This is a genomic window from Microbulbifer sp. THAF38 (genome assembly GCF_009363535.1).
Lineage (GTDB): Bacteria > Pseudomonadota > Gammaproteobacteria > Pseudomonadales > Cellvibrionaceae > Microbulbifer.
This window is the reverse complement of the sequence record NZ_CP045369.1, coordinates 848,474-860,828: the sequence shown is the minus strand read 5'-3', so window position 1 is coordinate 860,828 and position 12,355 is coordinate 848,474. Positions and strand designations below refer to the sequence as shown.

The 12,355-nt window shown below is 55.4% G+C and carries 12 protein-coding genes; 4 read left to right on the top strand and 8 right to left on the bottom strand.

Annotation, left to right across the window (positions count from 1 at the left end):
- Window positions 1-16: 16 nt before the first annotated feature.
- The 5 genes from dapA to fabV form a co-directional block, all read right to left on the bottom strand.
- A complete protein-coding gene (gene dapA, locus FIU95_RS03830; protein WP_152451649.1) occupies window positions 17-892 on the bottom strand; it encodes a 4-hydroxy-tetrahydrodipicolinate synthase in 876 nt (291 codons plus the stop codon).
- A gap of 92 nt (window positions 893-984) precedes the next feature.
- Entirely contained in the window at window positions 985-1,950 is a 966-nt protein-coding gene (gene lpxL / locus FIU95_RS03825) for an LpxL/LpxP family Kdo(2)-lipid IV(A) lauroyl/palmitoleoyl acyltransferase (RefSeq protein WP_152451647.1), read from the bottom strand.
- 113 nt (window positions 1,951-2,063) lie between these two features.
- A complete protein-coding gene (locus tag FIU95_RS03820) occupies window positions 2,064-2,297 on the bottom strand; it encodes a DUF2789 family protein (protein WP_152451645.1) in 234 nt (77 codons plus the stop codon).
- Window positions 2,298-2,388: 91 nt separating this feature from the next.
- Window positions 2,389-3,432: an NADP(H)-dependent aldo-keto reductase gene (locus FIU95_RS03815; protein WP_152451643.1), complete on the bottom strand. Its 1,044-nt coding sequence runs from the start codon at window positions 3,430-3,432 to the stop codon at window positions 2,389-2,391.
- Window positions 3,433-3,649: 217 nt separating this feature from the next.
- Window positions 3,650-4,828 (bottom strand): enoyl-ACP reductase FabV, encoded by a 1,179-nt coding sequence (gene fabV, locus FIU95_RS03810; protein ID WP_152451641.1) that lies wholly within the window; start codon window positions 4,826-4,828, stop codon window positions 3,650-3,652.
- A gap of 479 nt (window positions 4,829-5,307) precedes the next feature.
- Between fabV and FIU95_RS03805 the strand changes: the two genes are divergently transcribed.
- From FIU95_RS03805 to FIU95_RS03795, 3 genes are all read left to right on the top strand, one after another.
- Window positions 5,308-5,736, top strand: a complete 429-nt coding sequence (locus FIU95_RS03805) for an acyl-CoA thioesterase (RefSeq protein WP_152451639.1) — start codon at window positions 5,308-5,310, stop codon at window positions 5,734-5,736.
- A gap of 76 nt (window positions 5,737-5,812) precedes the next feature.
- Entirely contained in the window at window positions 5,813-6,385 is a 573-nt protein-coding gene (locus FIU95_RS03800) for a tRNA-(ms[2]io[6]A)-hydroxylase (protein WP_152456100.1), read from the top strand.
- Window positions 6,386-6,482: 97 nt separating this feature from the next.
- Window positions 6,483-7,193 carry a DUF2238 domain-containing protein gene (locus tag FIU95_RS03795; protein WP_152451637.1) on the top strand — a complete coding sequence of 237 codons (711 nt, stop codon included), beginning with the start codon at window positions 6,483-6,485 and terminating at the stop codon, window positions 7,191-7,193.
- 4 nt (window positions 7,194-7,197) lie between these two features.
- On the opposite strand, the gene FIU95_RS03790 is transcribed toward FIU95_RS03795, so the two are convergent.
- On the bottom strand, window positions 7,198-7,674 hold the full coding sequence (locus tag FIU95_RS03790; RefSeq protein ID WP_152451635.1) for an Lrp/AsnC family transcriptional regulator: 477 nt from the start codon (window positions 7,672-7,674) through the stop codon (window positions 7,198-7,200).
- 186 nt (window positions 7,675-7,860) lie between these two features.
- Between FIU95_RS03790 and FIU95_RS03785 the strand changes: the two genes are divergently transcribed.
- Complete coding sequence (locus FIU95_RS03785; protein ID WP_152451633.1) at window positions 7,861-9,534, top strand: aminotransferase class V-fold PLP-dependent enzyme; 1,674 nt, start codon at window positions 7,861-7,863, stop codon at window positions 9,532-9,534.
- A 25-nt stretch (window positions 9,535-9,559) separates the two neighbouring features.
- Here FIU95_RS03785 and FIU95_RS03780 read toward each other — a convergent pair whose 3' ends face one another.
- On the bottom strand, window positions 9,560-10,462 hold the full coding sequence (locus FIU95_RS03780) for a universal stress protein (protein WP_152451631.1): 903 nt from the start codon (window positions 10,460-10,462) through the stop codon (window positions 9,560-9,562).
- Window positions 10,462-11,967 (bottom strand): SulP family inorganic anion transporter, encoded by a 1,506-nt coding sequence (locus FIU95_RS03775; RefSeq protein WP_152451629.1) that lies wholly within the window; start codon window positions 11,965-11,967, stop codon window positions 10,462-10,464. Before FIU95_RS03775 ends, FIU95_RS03780 begins: the two co-directional genes overlap by 1 nt.
- Window positions 11,968-12,355: the final 388 nt, after the last annotated feature.

The following is a 12,355-nucleotide window of genomic DNA, read 5'->3' as shown; positions in this document are numbered from 1 at the left end:
TTCACGATTCGCAGGTTTATAGTACGCCGGCACTGCGCAGAGCCTCGCGCACTGTAGCATGATGCTCGGGCGACAGGCTGGTCAGCGGCAGGCGGATACCGCCATCTATTCGCCCCATCTCCCGCAGAGCCCATTTCACCGGTATCGGGTTGGACTCCAAAAACAAAACTTTGTGCAATATTTGGATACGCTGGTCAATTGCCCGCGCAGTCACAGCATCTCCAGCCAGCGCGGCCTCACATATCTGGGCTACCGCCGCAGGGGCCACATTTGCAGTAACACTGATATTGCCCTGGCCTCCCAGCAGCATAAGCTCCATGGCAGTATTGTCGTCACCAGAGTAGACAGCAAACCCCTCCGGCAGGGTATCCAATAAAACTTTAGCGCGCTCCAGGTCACCAGTGGCTTCCTTGATCCCGATAATATTACCCATTGAGGACAGGCGCTGAACTGTCTCCGGTAACATATCTACTGCGGTGCGACCGGGCACGTTGTAGAGAATCTGCGGAATCGGCACAGCCTTGGCGATCGCGCGGTAATGCTGATACAAACCTTCCTGGGTCGGCTTGTTGTAGTAGGGCGTTACCAGCAGACAGGCATCGGCACCACAGCGGGCGGCGCTCTCAGTTAAATCGATCGCCTCTGCGGTGGAGTTGGCGCCAGTTCCCGCAATTACCGGAATGCGCCCGGCGACCTGATCCACCACCCGGCGGATAACCTCGATATGTTCGTTAACGTCGAGGGTTGCGGACTCCCCAGTGGTCCCCACAGCGACCAGCGCGCGTGTGCCCTGTTCAATATGCCACTCAACCAGGTTGCGCAAACTGTCCCAATCCAGGCTTCCGTCTGCATACATTGGGGTGGCCAAGGCCACCATACTGCCGGTAAACATCCTCACTCCTTAATTATCGCGCTCGGCCTGGAATAGCACCGCCAGAGTCGAACCAGTATGTTACTTAGGGCGCAGAATCTATGCCAGTGCGACTAGCTCGCCACTTTCCTGCGCTTCTTTTTCTTCTTGCGCACCCCTTCATAGACGTTGGATGCGCCCTCTGGGCGGGTCTTAAAGCGTCGGTGAACCCACATATACTGCTCTGGAGCCTCGCGAATGCGCGCTTCGATGAAGCGGTTGACCAGAATAGCGTCCTGTAGTTCATCCCCGGAAGGAATTTCATCAATGGGATCGTACACTTTGAGGCGATAACCGGAGTTGTCATCCAGCCGTGTAACTATGTAGGGCACAACCCTGGCGCGCCCCACACGGGCAAATCGCGAGGTACCTGTCACAGTCGCCGCAGGAACACCGAACAGGGGCGCAAAAACTCCCTGCTTGATCCCATAATCCTGGTCTGGAGCATACCAGACCGCTCGCCCGCGTTGCAGGGCGCGCAATACTCCACGTACATCCTTGCGCTGATAGACGCTTCCACCGCGGGTGTGACGCTCTCGCCCCTTGCGCTGCATATAGTCGTAGACGGGATTTTTGTGAGGGCGATACATGCCATCCAGGGTAATGCTCATTCCCATCAGCGCCGCCCCCATCTCCAGGGTGGTAAAGTGCATGGCCATCAGTAATACGCCCTGCCCCTGGGACTGGATATCCCGTAACTGATCAAGACCCTCAAAACTACAGTGACTTCGCAACCAGCGCGCGGAGCGAAACCAGGCCATACCGGTTTCCATCAGAGCCATGCCACTGGATTCAAAGTTGCGGAGAAGCAATGTCGCCCGCTCAGAATCACTGAGCTCGGGGAAACAGAGGGCCAGGTTGCGCTCGGCAATGGTACGGCGGCTATTGGCCAGCCCGAGCATTGCACGACCAAAACCGCGGCCCATTGCCAACTGCCAGCGATAGGGCAATTGAGCCACCAGGAACCAGAGCCCAAATAATAACCAGGTCAGCCAGTATCGGGGGTGCAGCAGGGCCGCTCGAAAACGGGGTTTTTCCATCGGAGATCGCTACGCAACCGGGGCCTTAGCCCCGGCTTAATCGGTTGAATTCGGCGTAGTATAACCTATGGGATACGGCGCAGGGGCGGGCAACTGGCCATTGCCAGGGCGCATTAATGACGCAGCAGGGAATCCAGCTCATCAACTGCGACGCACCAGTCAGAATCCTCTTCTATAGCATTCTCTAGAAACTGGCGCTGCCCCTCGGTCCAAAAAGGCGCCGCAGATAATTTCTCGTGCCGCTGCAGGTAGTGTGAAATCAGAAACTCGTGTATTTCTGCATCCTCTGAGGCTAACCCCAGTTGTGCGAACAAATCGTTGAGGGTGTGGTGCCCGGTCATCTCCATAAAAGCTCCCCTATCGTTTTTCCCTTACCGGTTACGCAATTTTCTCCCCAATTATAGATATCCCCAACCCCATATTTAGGGCCTATTGATACTAAGGAGCCGGGTTTGGATTTTCGCTGTGAATAGCCTCAATGGCGGCCAGCAATTCCTCATTAAGTTTCACATTGACACTGGCAATATTGTTGCGCAGCTGCTCCATGGTTGTGGCGCCGATTATATTGGAGGTCACAAACGGCTGTTGATTGACGAAGGCCAGAGCCATCTGCGCCGGGTCCAGATCAAACTGGCGCGCCAACTCCACATAAGCCTCGGTTGCTGCCGTCGTGCGTTCTCCCGCATAACGCTGGAAACGGTCGTACAGTGTCAGGCGTGCACCGGCAGGCTTTTTGCCCCCAAGATACTTCCCGGAAAGCACCCCAAAGGCCAGGGGCGAATAAGCCAGTAACCCACATCGCTCGCGCAGAGACATTTCGGCACAGCCGACCTCGAAAGTGCGGTTTAGCAGGTTATAGGGATTTTGGATTGAGACAATGCGCGGCTTGCCTAAAACTACCGACTCCCTGAGGTATTCGTGCATACCCCAAGGGGTTTCATTGGAAATACCAATATGGCGTACCTTTCCCACCTTAACCAGCTCCTCCAGGGCATCGAGGGTCTCGGCGATAGCGATGCCATCATCCCCTCCATGCTGGTAGCCAAGGCGACCGAAAAAGTTGGTCAAGCGCTCGGGCCAGTGCACTTGGTAGAGGTCGATATAATCGGTGGCCAACCGCTTGAGGGAGTGATCACAGGCCTTCAGGATCTGCTCACGGTTCAGCCTCGGACCTGAACGCAGATGCCCGACCCCAGAGTTGGCTTCGCCGCGCCCAGCCACCTTGGTGGCGATGATTACCTTGTCGCGTCCACCACGGGCCGACAACCAGCTGCCGATATATTCCTCCGTTCGCCCTTGAGTTTCAGGCCGGGGGGGCACCGGGTACATTTCCGCACAGTCGATAAAGTTCACCCCTTGCTCCAGGGCATAATCCAGCTGCTCAGAGGCATCATCGGCGCTGTTTTGTTCGCCAAAGGTCATGGTGCCAAGGCAGATCTGACTGACTTTGAGGTTACTGGTGCCGAGCTGGCGGTATTCCATGGAGTTTTCCCCCGCAAAAACTAAATGGGGATTATGCCCCCTTGCCGCTAAAGGAAAACAGGGGAGTTCACGGGTAACTTAAGGAAAAGAAATAGAAGGAAAAGCCACAAGGGCATTAGAGACGAAACAATAAAAAACGGAGTTACAGATGTGTAGAAAACGGAGAGCAGCGGCGCCACTCCCCGCAGACAGGGGCTCTCCCTGAGCCCAGCAGGTATCAGCGGAATTCCGCCTCTACCATTGAACTGGTATCGGCTTCATAGTCGACACCCTCGACGCCAAAGCCAAATAGCTTGAGGAAGTCGGCCTGATAACCTTTGTAGTCTGTCAGCTCAAACAAGTTTTCTGCCGTTACCTGCGGCCATAGGTGTTCAATCTTGGACTGCGTCTCCGGGCGCAGCTCCTTGTCATCCATACGCAGGCGATTGTCTCCATCGAGACGCGGGGAATCGGTATAGAGCCCCTCGGTGTAGAGACGGTAGAGCTGCTCGATACAGCCTTCATGCGTCCCCTCTTCCTTCATCACCTTGTAGACCAGGGAAATATACAGCGGCATCACCGGAATCGCGGAACTGGATTGGGTAACCAGGGCCTTGAGCACCGCAACATTGGCGTTGGCCTGGCCCTTGTCGGTAATCGCCTTGGCGGCACGGTCCAGATCTTCCTTGGCCTTGCCGATGGTGGCGTGACCATAAATCGGCCAGGTGAGCTTTTCACCGATATAGGTGTAAGCCACCGTCTTGCAATTGTCGGCCAGAACGCCTGCTTCACCCAGGGCCTGCATCCACAGCTCCCAGTCCTCACCACCCATCACCTTCACGGTATTGGCAATCTCTTCCTCATTGGCGGGCTCGACAGTGATATCAGAAATTTCCAGCTTGTCGGTATTCAGGTTTTTAGCCGTATAGGATTCACCGATGGGCTTGAGTACGGAGCTGTAAAGTTCACCGGTCTTGGGGTCTGTGCGGCGGGGTGAAGCGAGGCTGTAAACCACCAGGTCCACCTGTCCCAGGTCCTCTTTGATCATTTCGACAGCCTGGGCTTTTACGGCGTCGGAAAAGGCATCGCCGTTGATACTCTTGGCATAGAGTCCCGCTTTGTGCGCTTCTGCCTCAAAAGCCGCGGAATTGTAGTAACCGGCGGAAGCGGTGCGCTTTTCCGTGGGCGGCTTTTCGAAAAACACCCCCAGGGTCTTAGCGCCACAGCCAAAGGCGGCGGTAACCCGCGAAGCCAGCCCGTAACCGGTGGAAGCCCCCACGACCAGAACCCGCTTTGGGCCATTATCGATCGCTGGCTGGGACTTGATGAAGTCAATCTGTTCACGCACATTGGCGGCACAGCCCTGCGGGTGGGCATTGGTACAAATGAATCCGCGAACTTTCGGCTGGATAATCATCCTAACAGTCTCTCCCTATGCACTTGGGGAATCGTGGTTTTTTGATCACAGATACGCGAGGTGCGCATCGGGGAAAACGGTGGTGTAAAACAAGCACAGCGACGCCAGAGTCACACCGTTTCGGCATTCTAATGGTTGTGGCTTGGGAGTCCCATAGTTACCTTTCCCCCCAGGCGGTCCCGCTGTCCAGAACCTCCCTAGCAGCGGCCAAAGTGGCCAAACGCCCTTAAAGTGACTTAACGCACTATTTTTGCGCACTAAAATCTTTTTTGCGCCAGAACTGTGTCCCAAATCCCCTATTAAGGCGCCTGTTTCACTCAAAAGCTTCAACTAGACTTTCTCTGGCTTGGCACGCTGTGTGCAAAACACTTTATATGCGGAAGTTATCTGTTTGAGCACTGGAGCCATCCAGCCCGAATGGTCACTGCGCAAATACTTACCATCAAGCGTTAAACCCAAAGTAAGTTAGGAAGGTCAGCGTGAAATATTACTCCCGTCACTGTGTCAAACCCGGCGACCTGAATCCTGCCCAGCGCCTATTTGGCGGTCAGCTGCTCGCCTGGATTGATGAAGAAGCCGCCATTTTTGCCGGTTGCCAGATGGGCACGCCCATGCTGGTCACCAAACTCATGTCAGAAATCGACTTTGTCAGTTCGGCCTGCTGTGGCGATGTCGTGGAATTCGGCTTTGAGGTAGTTGGCATCGGCCAGACCTCCCTGACCGTGCACTGTGAGGTGCGCAGCAAGCAGACCCAACAACTCATTGTGCAAGTGGAACAGATTGTCTTTGTGGCACTGGATGCCAACGGCAAGCCCACACCTCACGCCAAGGCCGGAATGACCCTGGAGCAGGCGCGAACCGTCACGCTTCACGAGCGGGAGCTTCGCGAGCGCCGATTAACCGGCTAAAGTCTCCTTCAGCCCTCTGAAAGCTATTCCTATGGATGGCGGTATACTGGCCCCTTTGTCGCTACCGTCATCCATCATGTTGCAACTTCGTTATAAAACCCCAAAGGCCTGGGCAGAAGTAGTGCTCAAGGATTTCAACCGTTTTCTGCAGGATCACGCCGCTGCAGAAAAGAAGGCCTCCGGCATGGCCGTCTCCATGTTCTCCCACTACCCGGACAAACCCTTGCTGGTGGAAGCCATGGTGAACCTGGCATTAGAGGAAATGAACCATTTTCGTCAGGTCATCAAAATCATGCATGAACGCGGCATCTATCAGGCAGCGGATGAGAAAGATCCCTATATCCACGCCCTGCGCCGGCTGATTCGCCGCGGCCCGGAGGAATACTTGATGGACCGGCTGCTCACCGCCGCCATTATCGAGGCGCGCGGTTGCGAACGCTTTGGCCTGGTAGCCGAAGCCCTACCGGAGGGGCCGCTGAAAAATTTTTACCGGGTAATCACCGAAAGCGAGGCTCGCCACCACGAACTGTTTGTGGAGTTGGCGCTGGAGTATTTTCCCCGCCATACGGTGGAGGAACGGCTTTCCCAGCTGCTCGATGAGGAGGCGCTTATTACCCAAGCGCTACCCTACCGAGCGGCCCTGCACTAGCTCCGTGTGGAAGGAGTTATCCCAAGGAATCCAAGGAGACGCGCAATCGTGTATGCTGGCGCAGAAATACCTTGTCTGCAGTGGGGATTCCGCAGTTATGTCCAGTCTTCGTCGACACTGGTACCACCTGTTTCTACTGACCGTTTTCGCCCTAGCCTGGGGTTGGTCTGCTTGGCAGCCGCTGCATCCAGATGACTGGTTGCTGGAAAACTACCTGGTCTTTGCAACCCTACCCGTTATTTTGCTCAGCGCCCGGGTATTTCCTCTCTCCAGGATTTCCTGCACGCTCATCACTCTGTTTATGTGTCTGCATGTCATCGGCTCCCACTACACTTACGCAGAGGTACCGTTCGGTTTCTCCATGGGCGAGTGGCTCGGCAGTGAGCGCAATATGTACGACCGGTTGGTACATTTCAGTTTTGGCTTATTACTGGCCTACCCGGTACGGGAGATATTGATTCGCCTGGCAGGCTTGCGCGGTTTTTGGGCTTACTTTTTCCCGGTGGACGTCACCTTCGCCCTATCCTCCATTTATGAAATCATCGAGTGGCAAGCGGCACGCACCGTCTCTCCGGAACTGGGTATCGCCTTTCTCGGTTCACAGGGGGATATTTGGGATGCGCAGAAGGATATGTTGTTGGCAGGCCTAGGGGCCATAGTGGCTATGTTGATTGCACTGGCCCTGAACTTATGGCTCAACTCCAATACTTGGAAAGAAATACGCAATAGTATGCGAGTTCCCGAAGGGGACCGGGCCAGGGGTGAAGCAAAAATTCTGCAGTGGTGGCGCAGCCGACACGGTCACTGACCCCTCATACCGCCCCAGCGTAAGTCAATGGCAGGCGGGTAGTCTGCTTCATGGTCTCCATCACAAAACTGGAGCTGACATCAAATAGGTCAGCTTTGATCAGCTCCTTGTAAAGGCGGTCGTAACCGGGCATATCGGTAACCACCGCTTTGATCAGGTAATCGAGATCCCCACTCATACGATGCACCTCCAGTATCTCGGCGATGCCCTGCACCAACTCACCGAACTGAGCAGCCCAATGATCATTGTGCTGATTGGTGCGGATGGAGATGTACACAGTCAGTGGCAAGTTGAGTTTCTGAGGATCCAGGAGTGTCACCCGCTCGGCGATCACGCCCTCCTCCTCCATTTTGTGAATACGCCGCCAGCAGGCGGATTTTGAAAGCCCCACTTGCTCGGCAATATCTCCCACAGAGAGCGTCGCATCCCGCTGCAACAGCTCGAGAATCTGTTTGTCCTGCCGGTTAAGCACCGCTGCCATATCTGCCCCCACACTGGCTGCCAAATAGCTTATCGTCTCACCAAATACGTAAATATCAATACAGTGATCCGAAATTGTTGATAATACGGTACTCTGTTTCGGACTTGAGATAAAAAACCATACAAATAGGCACATTGTTTCACTGCTAAAGACCTAGAGTGGCCCTAAACAACAGGGAATAGAATCATGACCACTCTTATCAAGCACATTCGCGCATCTGTTATCGGCGATCGCATGCCCATTCCCACCCCTTTTGGACCGAGGCCGTTGATTTATGCCGATTACACGGCTTCCGGCCGCTCACTGACTTTTATCGAAGATGCCATCCGCCGGCAGGTGCTGCCCTATTACGCCAACACCCACAGCGAGAGCTCCTTTACCGGTGCCCAGATCAGTGCGTTGCGCGAGGAGGCACGGGCAGAGATTCGCCGCGCGGTCAACGCAGGCCCCGAGCACAAAATCATTTTTTGCGGCTCAGGCGCCACCGCTGCGATCAACAAGCTGATTGATATCCTCAACTTGCGTCTGCCGGCAGACCTGGATAAGCGCCACCAGCTACTGGAGCAAATCCCCCAGCAGCAGCGGCCGGTAGTTTTTATCGGCCCCTACGAGCACCATTCCAATGAATTGCCCTGGCGGGAAAGCATCGCCGAACTGGTTTCTATCCCCCTGAATCGCCAGGGCGGATTGGATCTCAACAACCTGGAATCCCTGTTGCAGACCTACGCCGAGCGTCCCGTGAAGATCGGCAGTTTTTCCGCCGCCTCCAATGTGACCGGCATTAAAACCGACGTAACGGCCGTCACCCAACTGCTGCACCGCTACGACGCCCTATCTTTCTGGGACTATGCGGCTGCCGCGCCCTATGTGGGGATCAACATGTGCGCAGTTGGGGACAATGGTGAAGATGCGAATAAAGACGCGGCCTTTATCTCGCCACACAAGTTTGTCGGCGGGCCGGGTACACCCGGTATTCTGGTGGTACACGAGCGGCTGCTAAAAAATTCTGTACCGGCGACTCCCGGCGGAGGCACAGTGCTCTATGTCACCCCGCAAGATCACCGTTACCTGGAAGACTCGGAGCGCTGTGAGGAGGGCGGCACCCCCGCCATTGTCGAGTCCATTCGCGCCGGCATGGTCTTCAAACTGCAGGGGATGGTGGGCACCGAGGAAATTGCCAGACGTGAAGAGCACTTTATTCGCCGTGCCCTGCAGCGCTGGTCTCTTGAAGAAAATATCGAAATTCTCGGTAATCTGCAGGTACCACGCCTTTCCATCGCCTCACTGCGCATTCTCTGGCAGGGCAAAGACTTGCACTACGGCTTTGTGGTGGCGTTACTCAACGACCTGTTTGGTATCCAGGCCCGCGGTGGCTGCTCCTGTGCCGGCCCTTATGGGCACGCACTGCTCGGCATTGATATGGAGCACAGCCGCGCTCTGGAAGAACAGATCCTAAAGGGGCAAAAACTATTACGGCCCGGCTGGGTGCGCCTGAATTTCAATTATTTTATCGACGATGACACCTTTGAATACTTGCTAGAGGCAGTTGCCCTGGTCTCACGGCACGGCTGGAGGCTGCTGCCCTATTACACCTTCGACACGGCTCAGGGAGTCTGGCGCTTCCAGCAAGAAAAACTCGGCCCAGTTGTCAGCCTGGCAGAGATGGATTTTTTCGCAGGGGAAATAAACAAAGAAGAGAAGCCTCAATCGCTGCGGACACTGAGCGACTACCTTGCGATTGCGAAGGAGGAGTTATGCCGTGCTCGGCCGGAGGCGCATTACTGCGAATTAACACTGCCTGCAGATGCCGAAGCACTGCGCTGGTTCGCCAGTCCCAGGGAGGCGGCGTTGGCGCTCTGAGGCCTCGGCCCCAGAGCTTCAATGATCAACGCAACAGCAGCAGGGGTTGCCGGGTTTTTAACAGCATCTTGGCGGTGATACTCCCCATTAACAGGTCACGCAAGCGATTGTGGCTAAAGGCCCCCATCACCGTGAGATCAATCTGGTGCTCGGCCTGATAGGCAATCAAAGCCTCGACCGGATTGCCCTCCAGGTGGCTGGCAGTAACCGCCAGCCCCGCGGCATCCAGCTCAGCGCTGGCCTGCGCCAGCAGCTTCTCCGCCACATCCGCAGGTCCCACATTGACCAGATGGCAGGACATCTGCCGGAACAGAGGGCTCTCTGCCACCAGCGACAGGGCCTTGCGCGCGGCTTCGCTACCATCGTAAGCGAGCATAATCCGCTTAGGTGGCTGGAATTCCCGGTTAACCACCAGAATCGGCTTGTGCAGGGCACGCACCACCGTCTCCAATTGCGCACCCAGGCCCTGGTCAGAATCCGCGTGCTCTTCACCGCGAATACCGAGCACCAGCACACGAATCGAATCCTCAAGCTCCACCACGGACTCGGGCAAGCTGTCGTGGCGCTGGCAGCTCATTACCTGCTCCACTCCAGCAGCCTCAACGCGAGTACGCGCGGCCTGCAACATCAGTTTGCCCTGTTTTACCAGCAACTGCGCGCGCTGTTGCTCCAGCGCGGTCAGCTCTTCCAGTAACTCTTCCTGGCTGCCGAGGCCGATGCTACCGGTGAAGTCCGTTACCGCAGGGACCTCACTGCGTTCGATGTTATGCAACAGCTTTAACGGCGCACCCAGGCTATCGGCCAGCCAGGCCGAATAATCACAGACTGCGCCGGTGTAATGGGAGCCGTCGATACAGGAGAGTATCAACGGCGGTGTAGCACCATTACCAAAGGAGTTATTGTTATTGTCGCTGTTGCTTACGGCCATCAATGTCCTCCAAGAACCCGTTCAATTTCCTCGGGTTTATCATGTACGCCGAACCGGTCGACGATTGTCTCACTGGCTTGGTTAAGTCCCACCAGCTCTACCTGGGCACCCTCGCGACGGAATTTCAGCACAACTTTGTCTAGGGCGTTCACCGCGGAGATATCCCAGAAGTGCGCGCGGCTGAGGTCGATCACTACCGTATCCACGACTTCTTTGAAGTTGAATGATGCGGTGAATTTATCGGCGGAATTAAAGAAAACCTGCCCAATCACTTTATAGGTACGACGACTCTGTGCCTCGTCCAGTTTACTGCTTACATACATAAAGTGGCTGACTTTGTTGGCAAAAAATAGCGCGGCCAGCAACACCCCAACAAACACACCATAAGCCAGGTTATGGGTCCACACTACCACAATCACAGTGGCCAGCATGACCAAATTGGTGGAGAGCGGATAGTGCTTCAGGTTGCGTATGGAGCTCCAGTCAAAGGTGCCGATAGAGACCATGATCATAACCGCCACCAGGGCTGCCATAGGGATTACCGCCACCCAGTCACTGAGAAATACCACCAGGGTCAACAGGCCAATACCGGCCACCAGGGTCGAGAGTCGACCGCGACCGCCGGACTTCACGTTGATTACCGACTGGCCAATCATGGCGCAACCGGCCATACCACCGAGAGAGCCGGCAGCAATATTGGCAATCCCCTGCCCTTTACACTCACGGTTCTTATCGCTGTTGGTATCGGTCAGGTCGTCGACAATGGTTGCCGTCATCAGAGATTCCAGCAGACCGACCACGGCCAGGCCAGCGGAATAAGGGAAGATAATTTGCAGGGTTTCAAAATTCAGCGGCACTTCGGGCCAGAGGAAGATCGGCAGAGTATCCGGCAGTTCGCCCATATCGCCGACGGTACGAATATCCAACCCCATGGTCACGGCCACTGCGGTAAGCAGTAGGATACACACCAGCGGCGAGGGCACCGCTTTACCAATCACCGGAATATAGGGGAAGAGATAGATAATCCCCAGGCCCGCTGCGGTCATGGCGTAGACCTCCCAGGTGCCACCGATCAACTCGGGCATCTGCGCCATAAATATCAGAATGGCCAGGGCGTTCACAAACCCGGTCACCACCGCCCGGGACACAAAGCTCATCAGGCTGCCCAGCTTGAGGTAACCGGCAATAATCTGCAGCACCCCGGTGAGCAGCGTCGCCGCCAGCAGATACTGCAAGCCGTGCTCCTTCACCAGCGTCACCATCAGCAGTGCCATGGCACCCGTGGCCGCGGAAATCATGCCCGGCCGACCGCCCACAAAGGCGATCACCACGGCAATACAGAAGGAGGCGTAGAGTCCAACCCTGGGGTCCACCCCCGCAATAATAGAAAAGGCGATCGCCTCTGGAATCAGGGCCAGGGCCACTACCAGGCCTGCGAGAACGTCGCGACGTATATTGCCGAACCAGTCGGCTTTGGTCGATGAGAGCAGCGATGGAAGGAACATAAACGCAATAAATTTGAATTGATCAAAAAAAGGCCGCGCACTCTACCACATGCACAGTCCCCCCGCATGAATCCCCACTGTAGACCCAAGGTTCAGCGGATCGACCTTCGCCTTCAATCTCCCCAACCCTAGCTTTATCCCTCTTCCCCGACATCAATAGAGCTAGCGGACAAAGCGGACAGCGGACACTTTTTGCGGACACCCGCGGAAAAGCCCCGCACTCCCAGAAAATAAAATAATCCTTATTTATCAGTGAGTTACAAGCATTTTTAAAGTTGGCACAGCCCTTGCTAAATACTCGGCAAAACCAATATTTTTGGGTTTGCATCCGAATAGAAAATGTTTTGCATCCAATTTGGAAAAGCAAAAGCCCCGATAAAGAGAAATG

Bases quoted from the DNA above. Each gene is read 5' to 3' on its own strand.
- dapA (WP_152451649.1), bottom strand. From the start codon at position 892: ATGTTTACCGGCAGTATGGTGGCCTTGGCCACCCCAATGTATGCAGAC.
- lpxL (WP_152451647.1), bottom strand. From the start codon at position 1,950: ATGGAAAAACCCCGTTTTCGAGCGGCCCTGCTGCACCCCCGATACTGG.
- FIU95_RS03820 (WP_152451645.1), bottom strand. From the start codon at position 2,297: ATGGAGATGACCGGGCACCACACCCTCAACGATTTGTTCGCACAACTG.
- FIU95_RS03815 (WP_152451643.1), bottom strand. From the start codon at position 3,432: ATGGAATACCGCCAGCTCGGCACCAGTAACCTCAAAGTCAGTCAGATC.
- fabV (WP_152451641.1), bottom strand. From the start codon at position 4,828: ATGATTATCCAGCCGAAAGTTCGCGGATTCATTTGTACCAATGCCCAC.
- FIU95_RS03800 (WP_152456100.1), top strand. From the start codon at position 5,813: ATGTTGCAACTTCGTTATAAAACCCCAAAGGCCTGGGCAGAAGTAGTG.
- FIU95_RS03795 (WP_152451637.1), top strand. From the start codon at position 6,483: ATGTCCAGTCTTCGTCGACACTGGTACCACCTGTTTCTACTGACCGTT.
- FIU95_RS03790 (WP_152451635.1), bottom strand. From the start codon at position 7,674: ATGGCAGCGGTGCTTAACCGGCAGGACAAACAGATTCTCGAGCTGTTG.
- FIU95_RS03785 (WP_152451633.1), top strand. From the start codon at position 7,861: ATGACCACTCTTATCAAGCACATTCGCGCATCTGTTATCGGCGATCGC.
- FIU95_RS03780 (WP_152451631.1), bottom strand. From the start codon at position 10,462: ATGGCCGTAAGCAACAGCGACAATAACAATAACTCCTTTGGTAATGGT.
- FIU95_RS03775 (WP_152451629.1), bottom strand. From the start codon at position 11,967: ATGTTCCTTCCATCGCTGCTCTCATCGACCAAAGCCGACTGGTTCGGC.